Raw genomic sequence first — 22,819 nt, 5'->3', positions numbered from 1 at the left:
TTAAGTCCCCGCTGGGGGCTTTATTCTCAATTCCCAGAGGTTCTTAAAGAGGAGTATCAGGAATATAGCTGTAAACAGGAGCTTTACTGGGTTACCTGTGTCGTCAATGTGAACTATCTCCTTGACGTTGATTCTGTTGATTTCAAAGAACCAGTCAAGGAGTATCCCGAAGAGGATACTTCCAGCAATTACTGTTGATAGGTAGACAAAGAGGGATTTCCTGCCAAGAACCTTGTCTACTACCCCTATTGTAATGGCGTTTGTGGCGGGTCCCGCTGTTAGGAATACGAAAGCTGCCCCTGCCGGTACTCCGGCAAGAATAAGAGAGGCGGCTATAGGGAGGGAAGAGGTCGCACATACGTACATTGGGATAGCGGCCGCTAATACCAAAACGTAGCTGAAAACGGCGTTTTCTCTTAAGAAAGGTTCTATGTTCTGAGGTATTAGGGTGACGATTAAACTACCTATAAGTATGCCCCAGAAAAGAGGCTGGGCAGTTTCCTTAAAGAGCGTTCCAAATCCATACTTAAGGGCTTCTCTGAAGGAAAACTGTTTTTTTTCCTGACCTTGAGTAGGGGGAATGCTACATGAGCAGCTGCAACAACAGCTGCTCTCGGTGATTGGCTTCTCTTCGGAGCTCCTGTCAATAATTAGGTTTAAGAGCCCGGCAATTAGCGAAAGGATGACAGAGGTAACTAACCTGTATGCTGTAAAGAGAAATCCAAATATCCCGTAGGTAGCTAAGATGGAATCAATTCCTGTGATAGGTGTAGAGATGGTAAACGTTAACACAGCTCCTTTGTTGGCCCCTTTTCTCCTCAATGCCCCGATGAGTGGAATTACGCTACAGGAACAGATTGGTAACGGTATTCCAAGAACAGCTGCTTTAATTAATGATCTTAAGTTCCTTTCTCCAAGCTGTTTCCTTATAAAGTCGTCAGGGAGTAGTTCGTGTAGGATTCCAGCTATGAAGAATCCAATGATTAAGTACATTGCTATGGAGTTTGTGAAGAGGAAAGCATTCGTGAGAAACTCTATTAGGTAATTCACTCCTGCCTCCGAGTCTTACACATTTCCTTCAGAGGGCATCTTTCACACTCTGGTTTTTGCGCCTTGCAAATGTTTCTTCCGAGTCTAATAAGGTCGTAGTGAAGTTTTCTGTTAAAGGTTGCTGTGAAGTGCTCTTCCATAAATTCTGAAATCCTGTCCTTGTCCCAGTTTTCTGGAAATACGCCGAGCCTTTTTAAAATCCTAAAGCAGTGGGTATCTATCGGGAAAGTATTTTTTCCGAAGGCAAAGGTCAAGACAACCCGTGCTGTTTTACTCCCGATAAACGGGTAGCTGGTTAGTAGCGATATACCTTCAGAGGTGGGAAGTTCCTTAAGTTTTTCTTCAAGGATAGGCCAGTCTTTCATCACTGAGGTGAGAGCTCTGAGCTTCTGTCTGAACATCCCGCATGGACGAATTGCGGATAGGAGCTCTTTTTCCGAAAGTTCTGGAATTTTCAGGAAATTGTTGCCGGTTGTTTTTTTCAGGTTTTCAAGGCACTTTTCTGCGTTTTTATCTGTTGTATTCTGGCTAAGGATGGTAAAGACCATCTGTTCTACTGGAGTTCTGTTAGGACGGTGTGGGTGAGGAAACGTAATTTCAAGAGCGGCTGCGATTTTTTTTATTTTTTGGAGGAGCTCCTTTTTGAGCATGCCTCCTAATCCTCCAGTTGGGGGGATACAGATAAGCCTTTCCATTGTAGCACAATCTGAAATCGTTTGAGTTTGACATAACCTTCTTCTATTTGTTAAAACAGGAAAAGGAAACAATTCACGAGGGACGAGGGATGAAAAAAGCTATTTTGCTCCTAATTCTATTCCTGATTTTTCCACTTTTGAGTTGGTCTAATTCAGCAAAAGCTGATTGTGGAAACTACAGGAAAGGGATTTATATCTGGTCAAAAGCCTTTAGAGTTTATTCCTTAGAGGAAATCAATGAATTTATTGTCTCAAGAGATATTGTAGCAGTTAAGGTATCTGCCAGTGCTGTTATAGGTAGCAAGGAGGTAAAGCAATTTATTGAACGTCTAAAGAGTGAAGGAATAGAAGTTGAGCTCGTCTTGAGCGAGCCTACTTACATTTTTCCAGAGAAGTGGGAAAAGGTCAAAGCTAAAATGGAAGCAATAATGGAGATGGGGTATGACGTTCACTTTGATGTGGAACCTCACACTCTACCGGACTTTAAGGAAAACAGAGAGCTCTACTTAGCCCTTTTTGTGGAGCTCCTAAAAAAAGCCTACGCTTTAACTAAGCAGTACGGTCACAGGTTAACTATTGCGGTTAATCCCTACCACTACCGTGAAGTAATACCGGAGGTTATTAGTAACTGCGACGGTACAGTTGTGATGATATATGGTACAAAAAGCGTTAGAAGAATCGCGAAACTTCTATCACCTTTTCTATCTTACGAACCGGAAAGTAGTGTAACTTTGGCTCTTAGAGCAAGAGATTTTGAAGGCGAGTTAGAAATGAAAAGCCTTATGGAAAAAGTGTGTGAAAGAACTGGCGTTAGCTCTTTTGTCGTTCACAACCTAAGGCAGTGGAAAAAACTTAGATAAAGCCGGCAAGCTTGAGGGCCATTTCCAAATCTTTTTGAAATTCGGGTTCTCCTCGCCTGTTTCTTAGGAGGTATGCTGGATGGAAGGTTGGAATTACAGTTATCTCCTTTCCGCCGATGTTTACTTTTTGAGGTTTACCTCTTAGCTTGGAGATGGCAGCTTTTTCTGGAAGGTTGAGAATTGTCCTTGTGGAGAAGGCGCCAAGGCAAAGGATAACGTCCGGTGATATGAGCTCTATCTGCTTTTCAAGGAATGGGTAACAGGTGCTGATTTCGTCTGGAGCTGGGTTTCTGTTCCCCGGCGGGCGGCACTTGACGATGTTGGTTATGTAAACCTTTTCTCTTGCTACTCCAAAGAGGTTCAGAAACTTTGTTAGTAGCTGTCCTGCCCTTCCTACGAAAGGCCTTCCCTGAAGGTCTTCCTGCTCTCCGGGAGCTTCCCCTACGAACATGAGCTTTGTCTTTGGGTCACCTTCACCGAAGACGACGTTCGTCCGTTTTTCGCAGAGCCTACACTTACAGCACTTGAGAACCTCTTCCTTTAAAGATTCAAGCTCCTCCTCAAAGTTTCTATCCTTTACCGGCATACTCTTAACTCCCTCTTTGAGTCTTAGTTCGTTAAAGCCAATGAGCTTTAGAAATTCAAGGTATTTCCTGAGCTCATCCATCAAGGAGCTCCCTTCTCAGTTCTCCCTCGTAAACGTAAACCGTTTCACCTTCAAGGAAAACCTCTTCAAAGTCCTCGTCAAAGTAAACCTTCAATCGTTCTCCGCTCCTTGTTTCAACCGTAACCGGAGAGGAGAGGTTGAATACCTTAGCGGCGATGAGGGCAGAGGCAACAGAGCCCGTTCCGCAGGCAAGGGTCTCGTCCTCAACGCCCCTTTCGTAGGTTCTTACGAGAATCCTGTCAAGCCTTACTTCTGCAAAGTTAACGTTCGTTCCGTTGGGCTTAAAGAGCTCATCGTTCCTTATTTTTCTGCCAAGCTCTTTAACGTTAACCAAGTCAACCCTGTCCGCAAAGACGACGAAGTGGGGAACTCCCGTATTTATGAAGTGTCCGGTAAGTCCGCAGACTTTAATGTTCTGTTTTAGGTCCTTTGGCTTGGAGAGCTTAACCTTAACGCTTCTGCCCTTAACCTCTGCCTCAATAATTCCGGCCAAGGTCTCAAACTTCATCTTGTCTGGGGCTATTCCCTTCTCTTTGGCAAATCGGGCAGCGCACCTTGCGCCGTTTCCACACATCTCTGCAACAGAGCCGTCGGAGTTAAAGAACCTCCAGCGAAAATTGGCAATGTTAGAAGTCTCTATCAGGATTAAGCCGTCTGCTCCGACCCCCGTCCTGCGGCTACAGATTCTCTTTACCGCTTCCCTTTCGGGTATTCCCTTACAGAAGGCTTCAAATATGTTTTCCCTGTTGTCTACTATTACAAAGTCGTTTCCCGTCCCCTGAAGCTTTGAGAAGGGAAGTCTATCCATCCTCTCACTCCTTGATTTCTTTCCAGAGCTCCGGTAGCAGAAACCTTCTGAGCTTTCCGATACGGGTTCTGGGGAGCTCCCTGTCCACCAACTTAAACTCCTTTACCTTCTTGTAGGGCTGAAGGTGTCTCGTAGTCCTCTGAATCTCCTTCTTTATAAACTCCCTTACGTCCTCTATACCGTCCTCAACTAAGAGCTCAAAGTCTGGCCTCACGATTGCTTTTAGCTTTCCGTCCTGATAGAAGATTCCAACCTCTAAGATGTAGGGGCTTTTGAGTATCTCCAGCTCAATGTCCTCTGGGTAAACGTTCTTTCCGTTATCAAGGACTATAACTTCCTTAGCCCTTCCGGTTATGTGGATAAAACCATCCTCATCAATGTAGCCAAGGTCGCCTGTGTAGAACCAGCCGTCTTTTATAACCTTTGCTGTCTCCTCGGGCTTGTTGTAGTAGCCCTTCATAACGTTTGGGCCACGAACGATTATTTCCCCTTTCTCAGTTACCTTTACCTCTACCTCGTCAACTGGAGGCCCTGCAGTTCCTATCTTCTTTTTGTCAGGTCTATTGACGGAGATTAACGGGGAGGTTTCCGTTAGTCCGTATCCTTCAAGGATGTTGAAGCCGAAGGCCTCGAAGTCTCTCCAGACCTCCTCGCTTAGCTTTGCCCCACCGCTTATCATGAAGCGCAGAGATTTTCCGATACGGTTGTGAATTTCTTTAAACACTTTCTTCTCAATAGGCTTTACGTCAAACTTCCTAAAGAGCTTTAAGGCCGTCATAACGGCCCGTCTCTTTACTGCCGGTAGCTTCTTTATCTCGGCCATTATGTTGTGGTGAATCACCTGATAGAGCTTTGGAACTCCTACTAAGATGGTAACACCCTGCTCGTTGATAGTTGAGAGGATGTCGGTAGGAGTGAGCTTTTCAATGAAGACGAGAGGGAGTCTTAACGTCACAGGTAGGAGAACGGTTGCCATTAGGGGGTAGGTGTGGTGGAAGGGTAGGATTGCGACGAACTTGTCATCTTCCTTTAAAAAGCCGAGCTTTTCAACTGCCCTAACGTTGTGGTCAAGGTTTCTCGTTGTAAGCATTACCCCCTTTGGGTTTCCGGTTGTTCCTGAGGTGTAGAGTATGACTATTACGTCGTCTATGTTTCTCTCTGTGAACTTGAACTTCCCACTGCTTGTAGAAAAGTCAAGCTCGTCTGTATTTATGACGTGGACGTGGTAGCCGATGTTCTTGATTGCTTCCTTAACCTTTCTTAGGTTTTCCCCTGAAGTTACGATGTAGCGTGGCTGGGAGTCCTTTAGGATGTTAAAGAGCTCCCTTGCAGAAAGTAGGTAGTCAACTGGAACGGCTATACCACCTTTAAAGAGAACTGCGAAGAAGGCCGATACCCACTCAGGACGGTTCTCCATGAAGATAACTACGCGGTCCTCCTCACCAAGATTTTCCATAGCCTTCTGGAAGGTTGAAATCTGTTTCCCGAAGTCACCGTAAGTTAACGGGAAGTACTTTCCGTTCCTTTTTCCTATGAGAATTTCCTTCTCTGGGTGTTCTCTTATGTTTTCAAATGCTCGTTCTACAAAGGTTTTCATTTACGACCTCTCACGATTAGATTAGGTCTATTATGTCCCTGATGTCTTTCTTACGGTCAACGAGGATTTCTACAAGTTCTCTGGCCTTTTTCTTTGAGACGTTCTTAGAGTTGGGCACTTCTAAGATGCGAAACTTGAAGTAGCGGGAGATGGTGTCTATCTCTACCACATCTCCGGGCTTTACGCTTTTAGAAGGTTTGGCAGGCTGGCCGTTTACCTTAACTACCCCGTGGTCACACAGTTCCTTTGCCTGACTCCTTCTCTTGATTACCCTTGAGAGTTTCAGGAACTGGTCCAGCCTCACCGCTTCTCCTCTTCTTCTCTTTTAGAGTTGACGGAAAGGTAAATATCTTCAGTATCAGTGAGAGGAATCCAGCAGTAAGGAAACCTGCCAGAAACGAGAAAACTATAACAACAAAAACTTTGGTGTGGAATACTCCCACAAAAGGTATGGTTACGTCAACATCCTGAAAGTTCTGGAGAGCAAAAAGGGTTACCCCAACGACTATTAAGGCGACTATCAGTGAGTAGATGTTCTGTTTGAGAGTCATAATGAGCCCCGCTATAAGCTTAGGTAAAGCGATGTAACTCCAATAGCCATAAGCCCAAGAATCAGCGTTAAGGCATTAAGAACCATAGAGACTCTGTGGAGTTTCAGGAATTTATTGTAGTAGCTTTCCTCTTTACTCCTGTAGAACTCAGCTTTTAAAAGGCTTGCTTTGGGAACGATTACGAGGCCGTTTACCACGTTAAGGAGGTTCATTAGGAGCAGCAAAAGGAGCACTAAGGATGATAGTAGTGTAAGAGTGTTTTTTGTAAGGAGGTATAGGCTAACGAGGGCTGTTAGCCCGAAAATGTAGCCAAGGCCAAAATACTTAGGAAAAACCGTGCCTGTGTACTTTCCGGCTTCCTCTTTAGGTAGAGCTCTAAAAGCGGCTGGAGCTCCAACTGCGGAGAAAAAGAACAGAGAGCCCACCCACAAAGATATGGAATAGAGGTATAGAGACTTTAGCAACACACCCATCTTTTCTCTCTCCTGCTAAAATGTTAACACAACTATTCCTCTAAACTAAGTGATTTGGAGGCAAGGAAGTTGAATGAGAATCCCTTTAAGGACTCAGAAAAGATATGGGTTCTTGACGGTGGAATGGGAACGATGCTTATGAAAAAGGGCCTTGACGTCAATTTTGCCCCAGAACTTTTAAACGTTGAAAGGCCTGAAGTTCTCATAGAGATACACAGGGAGTACGTAGAAGCAGGGGCGGACATAATAGAGACGAACACCTTTGGTAGTAACCGTATAAAGCTCTCCCACTACGGGCTTGAGGACAGGGTAAAGGAGTTAACTGCTGCCGGCGTAAAGCTTGCAAAGGAAGCAGCGGCCGGTAGAGCTTTGGTTGCTCTTTCAGTTGGTCCAACGGGGGTTTTTGTTGAGCCTGTCGGCGATTATACCTTTGATGAGATGGTTGAAATCTTTAAGGAGCAGATAGAGGCAGGGGCAGAGGCCGGGGCAGACTTAATTCTGATAGAAACGATGTCTGACACTAAGGAGGCTAAAGCTGCAGTTGTCGCTGCAAGGGAGGTGTGTGACCTCCCCGTAATGGTGAGTATGACCTATCAGGAGGACGGCAGAACCCTCCTTGGAACTCCTCCAGAGGTTGCAGCTGCCATTTTTGAAGGCTTTGACGTTGCTGCTGTAGGGGCGAACTGTTCCTTAGGTCCTGAAAGTTTCGTTGAAATTGTCAGGAAGATGGCAGAGGTAACGGAAACTCCCATCATTGTCTATGCAAATGCGGGACTGCCCGTTCTAAGGGATGGTAAAACCATCTACCCTGAGCCTCCCGAAACCTTTGAAAAGGTAGCAGTTGAACTTATTAAGGCAGGAGCAAACATCATAGGTGGTTGCTGTGGAACAACTCCGGAGCACATAAGGGCTATAAAGAGGGCTGTTAAGAACCTTAAGCCTGCTAAAAGGAATCCAGTAAGGGGAGTCAAGGTTGCAAGCAGGACGGAGCTTGTTTTTATCGGCTCTGACCATCCGACAAGGATAATCGGCGAGAGGATAAATCCGACGGGCAAAAAGAAGTTGCAGGAAGCCCTCAAAAAAGGAGATTTTTCCCTCGTAAAGGAGGAGGCGAAGAAACAGGTAGAGGAGGGGGCAGAAATCCTTGACGTGAACGTTGGAGTTCCGGGAATAGATGAAGCTGAGGCTATGGAGAAAGCCGTAAAAATAGTGATGGAGACGGTAACAGTTCCAATAATGATAGACAGTAAAAACCCAGAGGCCATAGAGAGAGCTCTCAAGATGTGCGACGGAAGACCTATAGTTAACTCCTGCTCTGGAGAGGAGAAGGACATAAAGGAGATACTTCCCCTCGTTAAAAAGTACGGAGCAAACGTTTTAGCCCTTGGGATAGATGATGAAGGTTTAAAAGAGAAGGCGGAAGACAGAGTTGCTGTAATAGAGAGGATAATAAACGAGTGTGAAAAGGTAGGGATTAGAAGAGATGCTGTTATAGCCGATGTTTTGAACTTGGCTGCCAGCGCAATGCAGGAAGCGACGGTAGAAACTCTAAAGGCTATAAGGCTCGTTAAGGAAAAGTTTGGTGTTGCTACCACCTTAGGGGTTAGTAACGTCTCTTTCGGCCTTCCTGCAAGGTCACTTATAAACTCCGCCTTTATGGCAATGGCTATTGAGGCCGGTCTTGACTCTGGTATCGTTAACCCCGGTGATTCCCGTATGGTTGAAACCATATACGCCTCTGACGTTCTCGTCGGCAAAGACAGAGGGGCTACCCGCTACGTTGAAAAGTTTACGGGCTACAAGCCGAAGGCAGAGGATAGGGAGTGTAGGGAGCTCCTTAAGAAAATCTGTACCCTTACCTGTTCTTTCTTGGAGGGGAAGAAGGTTTCTGTTGAAGTTGGAGGGGAAGAGAGGAAAAAGGAAGAGAAAGGTGAGAAGGCTGAAGAAGAGGGAGCTCCAGAAGGAGTACTTGGGGAGATTTTCAAGAAGGTGATTGAGGGAGACAAAGAAGGAATCTTAAAGCCAACGGAGGAAGCGTTAAAGAGTTACGAACCTATGGAAATTAGCGATAGAGCCTTAATTTCTGCCCTTGATGTCGTCGGTAAGCGGTTTGAAAAGGGAGAGATTTTCCTCCCTCAGATGCTCCGTTCGGCACAGGCAGTTCAGGCCGCCTTTGAAATTCTCAAGAAGGAGATGAAAAAGAAAGGGAAAAACCTTAAGACGAGTGGAAAAATTGTAATGGCTACCGTTTACGGTGACGTCCACGAGATAGGTAAGAACATAGTCATAACTATGCTTGAAAACAGCGGTTTTGAAGTAGTAGACCTTGGAACGAACGTTCCCCCTGAAAAGGTGGTAGAGGCCGTAAAGAGGGAAAAGGCTGACCTTGTAGGTCTCAGTGCTCTAATGACTACGACACTACCGGCTATGGAGGATACGATAAAGGCCCTCAGGGAGGCCGGCCTTGATATTCCGGTAATCGTTGGTGGAGCCGTCGTTACCCCTGAGTATGCAGAGAAAATAGGAGGCCACTACGGGGGTGATGCTCAGGAAGCTGTTAAAATTGTAAAGAAACTTCTTGGGATAGAAGACTAACCGGAGGAGACAGATGGGAAACTACGTAAATGAAACGGACCTCAACCTTCACAAGGAGATTGAGGAGCTCAAGTCCCTCATAAGGGATGTTCCAGACTTTCCAAAACCGGGGATTGTCTTTAAGGACATAACCCCCCTGCTTCATAAGCCTTGGGCCTTTCAGAAAGTCATAGACTACATAGGAAACAGGTACGTTGGTCTCGGCATAGACATAGTTGCCGGAATAGAGTCAAGGGGATTCCTGCTTGCAGCAGCCCTTGCCTACAAGATAGGTGCAGGGCTTGCAATTATCAGGAAGCCGGGAAAGCTCCCCTACAAGACAATTAGCGCCACCTATACCTTAGAGTACGGTGAGGACAAGATAGAGGTTCACGAGGACGCAATTCAGGAAGGAATGAAAGTTGTTCTCATTGACGACGTTCTCGCAACCGGCGGAACTATGAACGCGGCAATTGACCTTGTTGAGAGGCTTGGAGGAAACATCATAAGTGTAGATTTCCTCTTGGAGCTAACTTTCTTAGGGGGAAGGGAGAGGATACAGAAGAGGGGATACCCTGTATTCTCCCTGATAAAGTTCTAAACCTTACCGCTTGAAATAACGTAGGGGCAAACGTAATGAAAGTCCTTTTGCTTTCTAAAAACGTTCCAAAGGTAAATGCCGATAGGGATACCCTTTTAAGGCACTCATACTTTACTTTTCTCGTTGATGGGATATCCCGAGCCTGTTCCCACCAGCTTGTAAGGCACCGTCCGGCCTCTTACAGCCAGCAATCCCAGAGATACGTGGCAATGAAGAATTTTCCCTTTGTAGTGCCGGACTCTGTAAGAGGTAAAGAGGTTACGGTAGAAGGTAAGACGTTGACTTATGACGACTTGATGTCTCTTATAGGTAAGTTCTACGAGGGTCTCGTTGATGCTGGAGCTCCGAAGGAGGACGCAAGGTTTGTCCTCCCGAATGCCTGCACAACGAGGGTTCTCTTTACGATGAACGGCGAGGAGCTTGTCCACTTTTTAAGGCTTAGGACGTGTACAAGGGCTCAATGGGAGATTAGGAAGATGGCCGTTGAGATGCTTAGGATACTGAGGGAAAAGTTCCCTTCCCTCTTTAGTCACGTTGGTCCAAACTGCTACTACTTGGGACACTGTACTGAAGGAGAGAAGAGCTGCGGTAGACCGGAGGATGTCAGGAGGTTCTTTGCCACTCTCGGCAAAAGGGGTGCGTAATGTTTAAACTGATTGAAAGAACTGCCGGAATCCTAAAAAAACAGAACGTTGAGAACTTTGATATTTACGGTGTTGAGTCTTCAGGCTTTTCAGTTGAGGTCAAGAAGGGAAGCGTAGAGAAGGTGAAAACTTCTATTAAGAAAGGGGTAGCTATACGGGTTGTTGTAGATGGAAGGCTTGGATTTGCGTATACCACGGACGTTTCGGACGATGGAATCAGGATAGCGATTGAGTGTGCTAAGGAAAACGCCAAGATGGCCTCTCAGGATGAGTATTCTCTCTCAATGCCGGCCTCTGCTACCGTTGATTTTCCTCTTTATGACGAGAGTTATCCCCAGATACCGGTAGACAGGAAAGTTGAGCTTGCCCTTGAGCTTGAAGCAAAAGTTATGAACTTTGACAGGCGGATAAAGAGGGTCAGAAAAGCTTCCTACGGTGATGCGGTAACTACGGTTTACTACTTTAACTCAAACGACCACAGTTTTTCCTATACGACCTCCAGTTTCTCCCTGAGTGTCCTCCTTGCTGCTGAGGAAAACGGCGATTCCCAGATGGGATGGGACTACGATGTAAGGCGTTATTTTTCTGAGCTTAACGTTGACTTGGTTGCTGTAAGGGCAGCTGAAAGTGCTTTAGAGCTCCTTGGCGCCAAGCCAATGAAGACCAAAAAGCTTCCGGTGATTTTCAAGAATACCGTCTTTGCCGAAATTATTGAGGCACTCTCCCCTGTTTTTCTTGGGAACAACGTCCTAAGGGGTAAATCTCTCTTCGCCGATAAGCTCGGCTTTGAGGTTGCAAGCCACGTCTTTAACCTGTACGACGACCCCCTTCAAAAGGGTGGAATTGGCAGTATTCCCTTTGATGATGAAGGAACGGTAACGCGGAAGAAAGCAGTTATAGAGAGGGGAGTTCTGAAAAACTTCCTCCTTGACATTTACTCGGCGAGAAAACTTGGCATGGAACCAACCGGAAACGGAATTCGTTCTTCCCTTTCGTCTCTTCCTCAGTCTGGCATAACTAACCTCGTGGTTGAGAGTGGAGCTTTAGGACTTGAGGAGCTAATAAAGACACCAGAAGAGGTTCTCTTAGTAACGGATGCTATGGGAATACATACGATAAATCCTATATCCGGTGAGTTTTCCATAGGTATAAGCGGTATATACTACAGGGATGGAGAGAAGGTTCAGCCGGTTTCTGGGATGACTGTTGCAGGAAACCTTAAGGAGCTCCTCACAGGCATAACCGAGGTTGGAAGGGACCAGCGCTGGGTGGGCAGGGTTTCAAGTCCATCGGTTCTCGTTAAATCACTGACGGTAAGCGGGGTGTGATGAGAGAGAGAAGGAGAGAGAGGCTAAGGTCGCTTCTTATAAGAGAACTCTCTGATATTATACGGAGCGAAATAGACTTACCCGAGAACCTTTTTATAACGGTTCGTGACGTGCACCTTTCAAAGGACGGGAGTAAGGCCACAGTATTCATTTCCGCCCTCAAGAAAGAAGACGCCTTAACGGCAGTTGAAACCTTGAACAGAGCTGCAGGTTACATACATCACCTTTTAGGTAAGCGTCTAAAGATAAGGATTGTTCCAAGGCCTGAATTTGTCGTTTCGCCGGAGGAGTTACTGTGAAACTGTCAAGGAAAGAAATGGCGGAGCTCCTTAAAGGTATTGATGGAAAAATCCTGATAACGACCCACAAAAATCCTGATGGAGATGCGATAGGGAGCTCCCTTGGCTGGTTTAGCTTCCTAAAAAGCTTGGGGAAGGATGTAAGAGTAGTTTACAGGGATAGAATCCCCTACTTTTTTGACTTTTTGCCGGGGATTAACAAAGTAGAGGTTAAAGAGAAACTGGACGAACAGTACGATTGGGTGATAATAACTGACGTTTCAGAGCCGAAGCGTACAGGTTTTGAAAGTATCCCTGCAGAAAAATCCATAGTCATAGACCACCACATAACAGCTGAGCCCTTTACCAACTTTGCCATAGTTGAACCTAACATATCAAGTACGTGTGAGCTTTCCTACGAGCTCATGGTCCTAATAGACCCGGAAAAAATTACCTACGAAGTGGCTCTTCCGATTTATACCGGAATATTTACCGATACCGGTGGCTTTAGCTATAACAATACCTCTCCAAGGACCCACGAGGTAGCGGCGGAGCTCCTTAAAAAGGGGGTAGACCCTTACGTTGTTAGGTTTAACCTGTTTGAGAGAAATAGGATAAACCGCTTTAAACTCTTAGAGCTTGTTCTAAAAACTCTTGAGTTTGCTCTTGATGGAAAAGTGGCTCACATCACGGTTTACAGAAAATTCCTTGAAGAAACAGAAGCTTTTCTTGAAGAAACAGAAGGTTTCATCAACTATCCCCGCTCAATAGCAGGCGTTGAAGTTGCTATCTTTTTCAAAGAAATTGAAAAGGAGAGCTGGAAAGTTTCGCTTAGGTCAAAAGGAAAGATTAACGTAGCTGAGATAGCTAAAAAACTTGGTGGCGGTGGCCATAAGATGGCTGCCGGTTACGAGACAAAAGGAAGTCTTGAAGAGGTAAAGAAAAATCTCTTTAAGGAGCTTGAACTGGCATTTGAATCCTTAGATTTTGAAGAATTAGAGATGCTTTCGTAGTCTGATAAAATTTTTTTACCCTAAACTTGCAAGGAGGAAGAATGGATTTTCACGTTAAGGACCTCTCATTGGCAGAACAGGGGAAGAATAGGATAGAGTGGGCGGAAATTGATATGCCCGTACTTAGAAAGGAAATAAGGGAGAGGTTTATAAAAGAGAAACCCCTTAAGGGGATTCGCATAGCTGCTTGTCTCCACGTTACAACAGAAACGGCAAACCTCATGAGGACCCTGAAAGAGGGAGGAGCAGAAGTTTACCTGTGTGCCTCTAATCCCCTTTCAACGCAGGATGACGTGGCGGCTGCCCTTGTTAAGTACTACGATATTCCGGTCTTTGCCATAAAAGGAGAAGACGAGGATACCTACTACAGCCACATAAGGGAGCTTCTTAAGAGAAAGCCCCACATAACGATGGACGACGGCGCTGACCTCATTTCAACCCTTCACAAGGAGTATCCAGAGCTTACAAGTGAAGTTATCGGTGGAACGGAAGAAACGACTACCGGCGTTATCAGGCTTAAGGCAATGGCAAAGGATGGAGCCCTTAAGTATCCCGTTATAGCGGTAAATGAGGCTCTCACAAAGCACCTCTTTGACAACAGGTACGGAACTGGTCAGTCAACTATAGACGGAATCTTAAGAGCTACCAACAGGCTTATTTCCGGTTCTGTCTTTGTCGTTGCCGGCTATGGCTGGTGCGGTAAGGGCGTTGCAATGAGAGCCCGGGGAATGGGGGCAGAGGTTATAGTAACTGAAGTTGACCCGATAAAGGCCCTTGAAGCGAGAATGGACGGCTTTAGAGTTATGCCAATGATAGAGGCCGCTAAGGTTGGAGATATCTTCTGTACAGTTACGGGGAACATAAACGTCATAAGGGAAGAGCATTTCAGAGTAATGAAAGACGGTGCGATTATCTCCAACTCTGGACACTTTAACGTTGAGATAGATATCCCTGCCCTTGAAAGGATGGCCGTTAAAAAGAGGAAGGTAAGGGAGTTTGTGGAGGAGTACACCCTACAGGACGGAAGGAGAATTTACCTCCTTGCAGAGGGTAGGCTCGTTAACCTTTCTGCGGCGGAAGGACACCCAGCCTCTGTTATGGATATGAGCTTTGCAAATCAGGCTCTCTCTGCAGAATACATCGTTAAAGAGGGTAAGAACCTTAAGCCAGACGTTTACGTTGTTCCCGGCCATATAGATAGGCGGGTTGCAGAGCTTAAGCTAAAGGCTATGGGTATCGCTATAGATGAGCTTACTCCCGAGCAGGTTGAATACCTGAACTCATGGGAGATGGGGACTTAGGGTGGCAATGCTAAACTGCGATAGGGAGCTCTTAAATAGTATTGACTTTGAAAAGGGGAAAGGGTTAGTTCCGGTAGTTGTTCAGGACGAAAAGAGCGGTAGCGTTTTAATGGTTGCCTACGCAAACAGGGAAGCTCTTGAAAAAACCATAGAAACCGGCTACGCCCATTATTACTCCCGCTCAAGACAGAAAATATGGAAGAAAGGGGAAACTTCGGGGAACGTTCAGAAGGTAAAGAGAATTCTCCTTGACTGTGATTCTGATACGCTCCTCTACGTTGTTGAGCAGGAGGGAGTTGCCTGTCATACTGGGGAGTACTCCTGCTTTTTTAGAACCCTTGCGGAGAGAGAGGATGAATGATTTTGGCACAGTTATTTCAGAACTCTACAGGATAGTGAAGGAAAGGAAAGAGAAGCTTCCGGAAGGTTCATATACAGCTAAGCTTTTTAAGAAGGGAGAGGACAAGATTCTCCAGAAAGTTGGTGAAGAAGCAGTAGAAGTTATTTTAGCCTTTAAATCAAAGGATAAGGAGCACGCAATTTATGAGACAGCTGACTTACTTTACCACCTAACAGTTGCTCTGGTAAACTCTGGTATAACGTGGGAAGAAGTAGGAGAAGAACTTAAAAAACGAATGAAGTAGGGGAAGATGAAGGCGGGAAAGCTTGAAGAGTTCATTTCTGCAGAAGAGGCAGGGAGGCTTTTCCAGAAGTTCTTCATGCCTTTGGGAGCCTCCACAATGCTCTGGGACGAGGAAGGAAACCTCGTTTTTTCCGATTTTATGGCTCCGAAAGCTGAGGAGTATGAGTCTGAACTTAAGGAGTGGCTTGAAAGGGCAAAAAGGGAGAAGAGACCTTTCATCTGCAGGTGTTACACTGGTAGCTTGAACTGCGTTATTCCCCTCATCTACCGGGAAGAGGAGGAGGAGTACTTCTTAGGGATAGCAAGTGGCTGTCAGGGGATGAAGCTCGTTACCAACAAGGTAATAGAGAAGATAGACCACTCCCAGATGCTCTTTCAGGCCAACCTCTTCCTTAATGCTTTTCAGAGAAGAGTTACTATAAGGCGGAAAAAGAGGTTTAGAAGTGACTACTTCCTCATTCTAAACAGAATAGAAGAGCTAACCGCTGAGCATGTTGTGAAAAGGTACCCTCGTTATAGGAACTTGGGACTAAGGACAATCTTTGAGGCTTTCAACGATTTGGCCGATTCCATAAACTTTTTAACCACCCTCGTAGTTCCAAGTAAGATAAAGTACTACGCTTTTAGGGACCCTCTGACGGACACTTACAATAGACACTTCTTAAACGAGCAGCTCAAGCTTCTGAGAAAACATAGGGAGATGTTCCCCGTAGGAATTCTCTTTGCCGATATAGACGACCTCAAGCTCATAAACGATACCCTCGGCCATAAAGAGGGAGACCGTTACATTGTTAGAATGGTTGAAGTCCTCAAAGCTTCGTTAAGAGGAGGAGATAGGATATTTAGGGTTGGAGGAGACGAGTTTATTGTCTTGATTCCAAGGGCGAATGAAGAAGTCATGGAAAAGATCGTTAAGAGAATAAGGAACAACTTAGGCTACGTTAATGAACAGGAGGGGCTAACGCCCCCCTTAAGTGTTTCCTTGGGCTATTCTTTGTGGAACTCGCCGGAGGAGTCTTTTACCGAAGCCCTTGATAAAGCAGATAAGGCTATGTACGAAGAGAAGAGGAAAAGTGGATAGGTTTATCTGCAGAGCATTGGACCCAGTGGTTTCCCTGCAAGAAGGTGAAAGTGAATGTGGTATACCTCCTGTCCACCATCCCTGTTGCAGTTGATTAGTATACGGTAGCCATTTTCTGCAAAGCCCATGTCTTGGGCTATCTTCTTTGCAACGAGGAAGATGTGTCCAACCACCTCGGCGTGTTTCTCCTCAAGGTCGTTGACTGTAGGTATGTGCTCCTTTGGAACTATTAGGATGTGAACAGGGGCCTGAGGGTTGATGTCGTGGAAGGCTATGACCTTTTCATCCTCGTAAACTACCTTCGCAGGGAGCTCCCCGTTAATAATCTCGCAGAAGACGCACATCATCTCCCCCTTACGGCAAAGTTTCTGTAAAGTTTAGCAAAATCTGCGGAAGCTACGGCAGCTATCTCATATCCTGTTATGTAAAAGTAGTGGTTGTTAACGGCAAGGGAGGAGAAAGCAATATGCCTTCCGTTATACTCCATGAAACCTGTAAACCACTCGCATCTCCCTTCCGGGTAAGTGAGCTCCGAAAGAGTTCCCGTTTTTCCACCTATAACTATTCTCGGGTAGAACCTCCTTAGTCTCCTAAAGTGTCTCTTGTCGGACACCGTTCCCTGCTTGACGGTAAGGAGCATCATTTCTCTAATTGCTCTGGCTGTACCAACGGATACAACACGTCCGAAGAGCTCTTTCCTAAAGGTGTATAGCGGCCTTCCGTCTGTAGTGAGTACTTTTTCTATTAGCGTAGGTTTTACCATGATTCCTTCGTTCTCTATTACGGAGGCTATGAGGGCTTGGTGGAAGGGGCTCGTTCTCGTTTCTCCGAGTCCTGCTGCAGTCAGGGCTATGTCATAATCGTCAAGGGGTTCCCTAAGTATTCCCCACGGAAAACCGTAGTCCTTCCTGTTAAAACCGAACTTTCTGGCAAACTCTAAGAGTGTCTCTTTCCCAAGGAGTCTTCCCAAGTTACCAAAAAATGGATTGGCTGAAGTAGCAAAGGATTCAGCAAACCTCCGTTTAACCTTGTAGCGGCTGTTAAGCCAAACAGACGGGGAGCATGAGTCTCCCGTTCCACCGCAGACCATTTCGGTATTAGGGGTTGCTAATCCAGTTTCAAGGGCTGCTGCAGCAGTAACTATCTTGAAGGTTGAAGCTGCCGGGAAGGTTCTCTTAAAGGTAAGGTCTGGATAGTCTGTGCTTGAGACAGCGGCGAGGACTTTTCCGGTATCGGCATCTATTGCAACGTAAGCTCCGTACTTTACGCGAAAGCGTTTAAATTCCTTTTCTACAGCTTTTTGAAAAAGAGGGTCTACAGTGAAAATTACAGTTATATTTCTGTCCTTGTAAACGTATCTGTTATTCTCAAGAGTGGACTGTTTGAACAGAGAAAACTGTAATGAAAAGTCGGAAAGGAGTTTTTTTACAAACTCTTCTTGAGGATTCTCTTTCTTTTGGGGACGAGAACGTGAAAGTTGGCTTTTATTAATGGTCTGTTCAGCCCTTTCTGTAACCGTTTCTTTTCCGTCAGAGCTCTTTAAAAGAAATCCTCCTGCGAAAGCTAATAGGCCAGCAAATAGTAGAAACGTCCAAACCTTTTTCATTCTTACCTCCTGCAGGGCATATAATATATGCCGTTAGGAGGGGTTAAAATGGCTATAAAGAGATACCTTATAGAAACAGCCCTTAGAAAAAAAGACCGGCTCAAGCTTATTGAGGGGAATTACGCTACTTTAGAAGAGAGAGTGTGGGAAGTCTGGATTTCTGAACTGCCGGAAGAGTTTAGGCCAGACTCTACTGTTGCGGTTGACGGCAGCAGGAACAGAAAGTCTTTTGCTGGTTACGTCCTCTACGCCGTTGGAGCTGGGAGCGTCCTGTATAGGGATGGTCAGAGGGTTAAAGGAGGGGAAAGGTTTTTAGTGGACATAGACCTCCTTAAGCCTGAGGAGTACTCAGACGCAAGGATAAGGATACTTATGGGTATATTGGAGTTTAAGACGGCCCTCCTTAACTGTGACAGCGTCTCGTACATCCTCCTTGACGGTTCTATAGTCGGCGCAATGGTGAGGCCTTCGGTTTTTAATCAGGAGGTTCCTCCAGAGCTTAAAGCAAAAGTAGAGGAACTCTTTAAAGACTTTTTAGTTCCTAACTTTTCTCTTTCTTCAGAGTTCCCGATTGATTCAGCAAGGTACTACGGCGAGCTCAAAAAGTTTGCCTCTGGCAGAGAATTTGCTGTTGTTGCAGGTTACTTGGAGTACTTAGAGTACCTTTATTCCCTCTACCTCTTGCTTAAAAAGGGGGTAGATAAAATCATTTCTGTGTCTAAACACTCCGATTCCCGAAATTATTCCTTTGACCCGCTCCTTCCTGACGTTGCAGTCCTTAATTCCCTTGACCTTCCTCCGGGTTACACGAAGCCTATCAGGGTTTCTGTGACAAAGGAGAAAAAGTTTAAGTTTCCTGAAAAATTTGAAGAAAAGCTGAGGGGTTTTGAGTTTTACTCCTTTTTCTTCCGCCTTCCAAAGGGAAGCGTCCTTAAGGTTGAAACGGCTCTAAAACCGCAGGATGCTCTGTCTATACTTAGATACTATGCGGTTAGGGGGTATCCATACCCTTTAAGGGACGTCCACGAGCTCGTTAAGATAAAAAGCAGTGACGTTGAATTTACCGTTGAGCTTCTTAAGCACAGAGGGGTAACTGGGAGGGAGTCCCTTGGAGAGTAATGCTTTCTGCGGAAAAGTAGCCGAGGAGTACGATAGCTTTTTTGAAACGGAATTCGGTAAGAAGGTCTTTAGCTTTGAGAGAGAGCTCCTTCTTAAGGTTCTTGAGGATAAGAGGGATAAAGAAATTCTTGAAGTAGGATGTGGTACCGGTATTTGGATAAAAACCTTAGTGGAGGAAGGGTTTAAAGAGCCAATAGGAATTGACATCTCTGAGGATATGTTAAGAGTTGCAAGGAGAAAAGGCCTTAAAAAGCTAGTTAGGGGCGACGCCCACCACCTTCCTTTTAAGAAAAATAGCGTAGATGTTGTCCTCTTTATAACGAGCCTTGAGTTTATCGGTGATGGGAGGAAGGCCTTTGTTGAGGCCGTAAAAGTGGCAAAGGAAGCTGTTGTCGTGGGTTTCCTTAATAAGTATTCCCTCCTTTCCGCCTACCGCTATTTTAAGTCCCTGCTAAAAGCAACAGCCTACAGGAAGGCTAACTTTCTCTCCCTTGACGAAATAAAAAGCTTTGCGCGTTTTGCAAGGGAGATAACTGACAAAATTGTCACCTTTGACACCTTTTACACGACTCTTAATTTATGTGTGGATGGATTCTTAAGCGATAGGATAGAGAGGAAACTCGGTTTTAACTTGCCAATTGGAGGATTTGGGGTCGTCCGTTTTAGGGTCAAGGAGAGGGATGGAGCTGGTAAGAGAGGTTACAGTAGAAGAGGCCTTAAGTAAGGGCTTTAAGCTGGTAGATGTAAGAACGAAGGAAGAGTTTGAGGAGTTTCACATTCCGGGAGCTGTGAGCGTCCCCCTCTTTAGTAAGGAAGAGCGTGAGGAAGTTTCTAAGGTTTACTACGAGAAGGGAGAGAAGGAGGCAAGACTTTTTGCCCTGAAGCTGATTGGCCCAAAGCTCCACGCCATAGTGAGCAGAATCCGAGAAATCAGGGAAAGGGAAGGTCAGGTTGCCGTCTACTGCTGGCGGGGAGGAATGAGGAGCTTGGCCGTCGCTACTATATGCAACCTGACAGGCGTTCACGTTTTTAGGCTTAGAGGGGGGTATAGGGCCTTTAGGCAGTTTATCCTGAAGAGGATAGAGGAGATATCGGAAAATCTTAAAGTAGTAGTTCTCTACGGCCCTACTGGAGCCGGGAAGACGAGAATCCTGAGGGAGCTAAAAGAGGAAGGTTACCCTGTAGTAGACCTTGAAGGGCTTGCCGGTCACAGAGGGTCTGTTTTTGGCGGAATAGGCTTAAAACAGCCTTCACAGAAAATGTTTGACGCCTACCTTTGGCAGGAGCTTGAAAGGTTAAAAGGTGCTCCTTACGTCCTCGTTGAAGGGGAGAGTAAAAAGATAGGAAAACTCTTCATCCCGGACGCTTTTTGGAGAGCTATGGAGAGGGGAAGAAAACTCCTTCTTACCCTTCCCCTTGAGGAAAGGGTAAAAGTGTCCTTAGAGGACTACGGCGTCGGAGACTTTCCACCTTCTGTTTACCTGCAGGCCTTAAGTAGAATAAGGAAGATACTTGGTGAGGAGAAGTACAGCCACATCAAGAGCCTCATAGAGACTGAAGACTATAAAGAAGCCGTAAAGGAGCTTATGGTCAACTACTACGATAAGCTCTACAGCCGTTCAACCCCTGAAACCGAGTACACGGTAGAGGCAAGAACCCTACAGGATGCTAAGGAGAAGTTAAAGGAGCTCTTAAGCTCACTCTGAATGAACCCACCTCTTGGGTCTGTAAGCGCAAGTTCTCATAAAGGCTCTTGGGTAACGTTTCTTAATTTCTCTTAAAACCTTTTTAGCCTCTTCTCTCTCTTTAAAGAAGCCTACTCTTAAGGTATAGGCGTTTCCTATTTTTTCTACCCTGACGTAAGGGAATGCTTTTAGTTCCTCTGAAACCTTTAAGAGCCATGACGGTTTCCTATCGCTTGCGACCTGTATGCAGATGTAATCCTCACTTTCTGAAAGCTGGGGCTTTTCCATTTCCTCTTCTTTCTCTATGGTTTCTTTTTCTTCTTTTTCCTCATTTACCTCTTGTTTCTGCTCTTTTAAGGGTGGAGCTTGTAACGTTTCCTTTGTGGACACAAGGGTTTGCTCTTTTTGCTCCTCTTTAGCTACTGTCTCTTTGGGTGCTGACTCGCTTGGGTTAACGGGGTTAAAGTAGGGTGGAACTTTTCCCATCGTGTTTATGTTGTTCCACTCAACCTTAGAGACAACCAAATCTTCCGGAAGGCCCTCTATCGTGTCCGGAATCTCTTCCGTTTCTGTTTGTTCTGTTTGACTTTCAGAAGTACTTTGGGAGACTTCTTTTTGATTGACTTCTGCTACCTCTAAGGGTTTACCGACGGGTCTAAGGGGAAGCACAAATAGCTTAAAAAAGACTGCGACTATGAGGAGTCCGAGGGCTACAGCTAAGGTGTAGGACAGAAGTCTCAGTTTCTTCTTCCGCTCTTCTTCTATGAAGGAAAGGAGGAGTTCCCTCGTCCTCTCTTCTTTTGTATAGTTCATAAACTCCTTCTCTGAAGGGACGAGCCTTTTCCAGTTGCACTCTCTAAGGAGCATTTTGATAGCTTCGTTTTGACTTTTTGAGAGCTCCCTAAAGTAGCATACTGTTTCGCCGTTTCCGTAGCTACAGACGAGCTTTAGACCTTTTATTTCAAGCTGGTTCTGTCCGTCAAAGGGAACTGTTAAAGTTACCCTTTTTGACTTTCCTTCTACTAAGGCCGGTATTCTTCCTTCCAGAATTACACCCTCAATCCCCAGCTCCCTTACCCTATACTGTCCGTCGTCAACCCTTATGTAAGCGTTAATTCGCGTTCCTTGAAATCTTTCCTCCCCCATTTCTTTCTCCGGAGTTTGCAGTTAGAAGCTATGGGAGAAATAAATTAATTCGTAGGATAGGAAATTATACAAAACAAGGAGGGAAAAATGCCTACGCTTGAAGCTGAGTACTACGTACCGCTGGAGGGTAATAAGGTAAAGTGTGTACTCTGTCCAAGGGAGTGTACTATACCGGATGGAGGGCAAGGGTTCTGTCTTGTGAGGAAGAACAGGGGAGGTATTCTCTACACCGTAGTTTATGGAGAAGTAACCTCGGCGGCCTACGACCCGATAGAGAAGAAACCCCTCTACCACTTTTATCCCGGCTCTGTCATTTTCTCCATAGGAACTAACGGCTGTAACCTTGACTGTAAATCCTGCCAGAACTGGGAAATCTCAAGGCAGGAAACTCAGCGCCAGTTCTTCCCACCGGAAGCGGCTGTAACTTACGCAAGACGCTACGGTTCCATAGGTATAGCCTACACCTATAACGACCCGATTATCTGGTTTGAGTACGTGAAAGATACGGCTAAGAAGGTAAAGGAAGCTGGACTTGTCAACGTGATGGTGACTAACGGTAACATTAACATTAATGCCTTAAGGGAGCTCCTTCCCCTCATAGATGCCTTTAACGTTGACCTTAAAGGAATGGACAGTGACTACTACCTTAAGTTTTCCTCTTTCCCAAGCCCAAACGTCTGGAAGGTGTGTGAGGAGATAAGGAAGGCCGGAAAACACTTAGAACTTACAAAACTCATTGTTCCCGATTTTGATGAGTTTACACCTGAGTATTTTGAACGTTTTGGAAGGTGGGTCGCAGAAAACCTCGGCAAAGACGTTCCGGTTCACTACTCAAGGTTCTTCCCGGCCTATAAGCTACTTTCCACCCCTCCCACGCCGGTTGAGGTTTTAGACTTAGCCTATGACGTTACAAAGGAGTACCTATACTACATTTACGTTGGTAATGTAGTAGACCCTAAGAGGGAATCTACCTACTGTCCTTTCTGCGGGGAGCTCTTGGTGAGGCGGGAAGGCTACGACGTGAGGGTTCTCTTTACTTCTGACGGTAAGTGTCCTAACTGCGGGAGAGCTGTGGACTTTGTCTTCTGAAATGTTAAAC

26 protein-coding genes are annotated in these 22,819 nt (G+C 45.6%); 15 read left to right on the top strand and 11 right to left on the bottom strand.

Annotated elements, in window-relative coordinates; genetic code table 11:
• Both CLV27_RS02470 and CLV27_RS02465 read right to left on the bottom strand, forming a co-directional pair.
• Entirely contained in the window at positions 1-1,050 is a 1,050-nt protein-coding gene (locus tag CLV27_RS02470) for an SO_0444 family Cu/Zn efflux transporter (RefSeq protein WP_165863664.1), read from the bottom strand.
• Positions 1,047-1,700 carry an endonuclease III domain-containing protein gene (locus CLV27_RS02465; protein ID WP_165863663.1) on the bottom strand — a complete coding sequence of 218 codons (654 nt, stop codon included), beginning with the start codon at positions 1,698-1,700 and terminating at the stop codon, positions 1,047-1,049. The genes CLV27_RS02470 and CLV27_RS02465 overlap by 4 nt, the downstream gene beginning before the upstream one ends.
• Positions 1,701-1,834: 134 nt before the next feature.
• On the opposite strand from CLV27_RS02465, the gene CLV27_RS02460 reads away from it, so the two are divergent.
• Positions 1,835-2,605, top strand: a complete 771-nt coding sequence (locus tag CLV27_RS02460) for a hypothetical protein (protein WP_132525470.1) — start codon at positions 1,835-1,837, stop codon at positions 2,603-2,605.
• On the opposite strand, the gene CLV27_RS02455 is transcribed toward CLV27_RS02460, so the two are convergent.
• From CLV27_RS02455 to CLV27_RS02430, 6 genes are read right to left on the bottom strand one after another with little or no spacing between them, the layout of a single operon-like run.
• Entirely contained in the window at positions 2,598-3,272 is a 675-nt protein-coding gene (locus CLV27_RS02455) for a uracil-DNA glycosylase (protein ID WP_132525468.1), read from the bottom strand. The genes CLV27_RS02460 and CLV27_RS02455 overlap by 8 nt on opposite strands.
• Positions 3,265-4,080, bottom strand: a complete 816-nt coding sequence (dapF, locus tag CLV27_RS02450) for a diaminopimelate epimerase (RefSeq protein WP_132525466.1) — start codon at positions 4,078-4,080, stop codon at positions 3,265-3,267. Before dapF ends, CLV27_RS02455 begins: the two co-directional genes overlap by 8 nt.
• Before the next feature lie 4 nt (positions 4,081-4,084).
• Positions 4,085-5,677 carry an AMP-dependent synthetase/ligase gene (locus CLV27_RS02445; protein ID WP_132525464.1) on the bottom strand — a complete coding sequence of 531 codons (1,593 nt, stop codon included), beginning with the start codon at positions 5,675-5,677 and terminating at the stop codon, positions 4,085-4,087.
• A 16-nt stretch (positions 5,678-5,693) separates the two neighbouring features.
• Positions 5,694-5,981, bottom strand: a complete 288-nt coding sequence (locus CLV27_RS02440) for an RNA-binding S4 domain-containing protein (protein ID WP_132525462.1) — start codon at positions 5,979-5,981, stop codon at positions 5,694-5,696.
• A complete protein-coding gene (locus CLV27_RS02435) occupies positions 5,911-6,228 on the bottom strand; it encodes a lipopolysaccharide assembly protein LapA domain-containing protein (RefSeq protein ID WP_132525460.1) in 318 nt (105 codons plus the stop codon). Before CLV27_RS02435 ends, CLV27_RS02440 begins: the two co-directional genes overlap by 71 nt.
• Positions 6,229-6,239: 11 nt before the next feature.
• Positions 6,240-6,701: a DUF4149 domain-containing protein gene (locus CLV27_RS02430; RefSeq protein ID WP_132525458.1), complete on the bottom strand. Its 462-nt coding sequence runs from the start codon at positions 6,699-6,701 to the stop codon at positions 6,240-6,242.
• Positions 6,702-6,824: 123 nt separating this feature from the next.
• Between CLV27_RS02430 and CLV27_RS02425 the strand changes: the two genes are divergently transcribed.
• Genes CLV27_RS02425 through CLV27_RS02380 form a run of 10 tightly spaced genes read left to right on the top strand, consistent with a single transcriptional unit; the run spans position 6,825 to position 16,164 of the window.
• A complete protein-coding gene (locus CLV27_RS02425) occupies positions 6,825-9,296 on the top strand; it encodes a homocysteine S-methyltransferase family protein (protein WP_132525544.1) in 2,472 nt (823 codons plus the stop codon).
• Between the two features lie 58 nt (positions 9,297-9,354).
• Positions 9,355-9,876 carry an adenine phosphoribosyltransferase gene (locus CLV27_RS02420; RefSeq protein ID WP_165863667.1) on the top strand — a complete coding sequence of 174 codons (522 nt, stop codon included), beginning with the start codon at positions 9,355-9,357 and terminating at the stop codon, positions 9,874-9,876.
• 35 nt (positions 9,877-9,911) lie between these two features.
• Complete coding sequence (gene thyX, locus CLV27_RS02415; protein ID WP_132525454.1) at positions 9,912-10,520, top strand: FAD-dependent thymidylate synthase; 609 nt, start codon at positions 9,912-9,914, stop codon at positions 10,518-10,520.
• A complete protein-coding gene (locus CLV27_RS02410) occupies positions 10,520-11,848 on the top strand; it encodes a TldD/PmbA family protein (protein WP_132525452.1) in 1,329 nt (442 codons plus the stop codon). The genes thyX and CLV27_RS02410 overlap by 1 nt, the downstream gene beginning before the upstream one ends.
• Positions 11,848-12,147 carry a 30S ribosome-binding factor RbfA gene (gene rbfA, locus CLV27_RS02405; RefSeq protein WP_132525450.1) on the top strand — a complete coding sequence of 100 codons (300 nt, stop codon included), beginning with the start codon at positions 11,848-11,850 and terminating at the stop codon, positions 12,145-12,147. The genes CLV27_RS02410 and rbfA overlap by 1 nt, the downstream gene beginning before the upstream one ends.
• The gene (locus CLV27_RS02400) at positions 12,144-13,139 is read left to right on the top strand and encodes a DHH family phosphoesterase (protein ID WP_243644840.1); all 996 of its coding nucleotides are present in this window, start codon (positions 12,144-12,146) and stop codon (positions 13,137-13,139) included. The genes rbfA and CLV27_RS02400 overlap by 4 nt, the downstream gene beginning before the upstream one ends.
• A gap of 41 nt (positions 13,140-13,180) precedes the next feature.
• Entirely contained in the window at positions 13,181-14,440 is a 1,260-nt protein-coding gene (ahcY, locus tag CLV27_RS02395; RefSeq protein ID WP_132525448.1) for an adenosylhomocysteinase, read from the top strand.
• A gap of 7 nt (positions 14,441-14,447) precedes the next feature.
• Positions 14,448-14,801, top strand: a complete 354-nt coding sequence (gene hisI, locus CLV27_RS02390; RefSeq protein WP_132525540.1) for a phosphoribosyl-AMP cyclohydrolase — start codon at positions 14,448-14,450, stop codon at positions 14,799-14,801.
• Positions 14,794-15,084: a phosphoribosyl-ATP diphosphatase gene (gene hisE / locus CLV27_RS02385; protein ID WP_132525446.1), complete on the top strand. Its 291-nt coding sequence runs from the start codon at positions 14,794-14,796 to the stop codon at positions 15,082-15,084. Before hisI ends, hisE begins: the two co-directional genes overlap by 8 nt.
• A 6-nt stretch (positions 15,085-15,090) precedes the next feature.
• The gene (locus CLV27_RS02380; protein ID WP_132525444.1) at positions 15,091-16,164 is read left to right on the top strand and encodes a GGDEF domain-containing protein; all 1,074 of its coding nucleotides are present in this window, start codon (positions 15,091-15,093) and stop codon (positions 16,162-16,164) included.
• 2 nt (positions 16,165-16,166) lie between these two features.
• On the opposite strand, the gene CLV27_RS02375 is transcribed toward CLV27_RS02380, so the two are convergent.
• Positions 16,167-16,508, bottom strand: coding sequence for a histidine triad nucleotide-binding protein (locus tag CLV27_RS02375; protein WP_132525442.1), 342 nt, complete (start codon positions 16,506-16,508; stop codon positions 16,167-16,169).
• Entirely contained in the window at positions 16,508-17,770 is a 1,263-nt protein-coding gene (locus tag CLV27_RS02370; RefSeq protein WP_132525440.1) for a penicillin-binding transpeptidase domain-containing protein, read from the bottom strand. Before CLV27_RS02370 ends, CLV27_RS02375 begins: the two co-directional genes overlap by 1 nt.
• 48 nt (positions 17,771-17,818) lie before the next feature.
• On the opposite strand from CLV27_RS02370, the gene CLV27_RS02365 reads away from it, so the two are divergent.
• From CLV27_RS02365 to mnmH, 3 genes are read left to right on the top strand one after another with little or no spacing between them, the layout of a single operon-like run.
• Entirely contained in the window at positions 17,819-18,889 is a 1,071-nt protein-coding gene (locus CLV27_RS02365; protein ID WP_165863662.1) for a DNA double-strand break repair nuclease NurA, read from the top strand.
• A complete protein-coding gene (locus CLV27_RS02360; protein WP_165863661.1) occupies positions 18,879-19,613 on the top strand; it encodes a class I SAM-dependent methyltransferase in 735 nt (244 codons plus the stop codon). The genes CLV27_RS02365 and CLV27_RS02360 overlap by 11 nt, the downstream gene beginning before the upstream one ends.
• Positions 19,570-20,595 (top strand): tRNA 2-selenouridine(34) synthase MnmH, encoded by a 1,026-nt coding sequence (gene mnmH / locus CLV27_RS02355; RefSeq protein WP_132525434.1) that lies wholly within the window; start codon positions 19,570-19,572, stop codon positions 20,593-20,595. The genes CLV27_RS02360 and mnmH overlap by 44 nt, the downstream gene beginning before the upstream one ends.
• On the opposite strand, the gene CLV27_RS02350 is transcribed toward mnmH, so the two are convergent.
• Positions 20,587-21,720 (bottom strand): SPOR domain-containing protein, encoded by a 1,134-nt coding sequence (locus CLV27_RS02350; protein ID WP_132525432.1) that lies wholly within the window; start codon positions 21,718-21,720, stop codon positions 20,587-20,589. The two genes, mnmH and CLV27_RS02350, sit on opposite strands and share 9 nt — an antisense overlap.
• Before the next feature lie 87 nt (positions 21,721-21,807).
• Here CLV27_RS02350 and amrS point away from each other — a divergent pair, with 87 nt between their 5' ends.
• Entirely contained in the window at positions 21,808-22,809 is a 1,002-nt protein-coding gene (gene amrS / locus CLV27_RS02345; RefSeq protein ID WP_132525430.1) for an AmmeMemoRadiSam system radical SAM enzyme, read from the top strand.
• The last annotated feature ends 10 nt before the right edge of the window (positions 22,810-22,819 follow it).

This window comes from Phorcysia thermohydrogeniphila (genome assembly GCF_004339575.1).
Taxonomy (GTDB): Bacteria; Aquificota; Aquificia; order Desulfurobacteriales; family Desulfurobacteriaceae; genus Phorcysia; species Phorcysia thermohydrogeniphila.
This window is presented reverse-complemented; position numbering and strand designations above follow the sequence as displayed.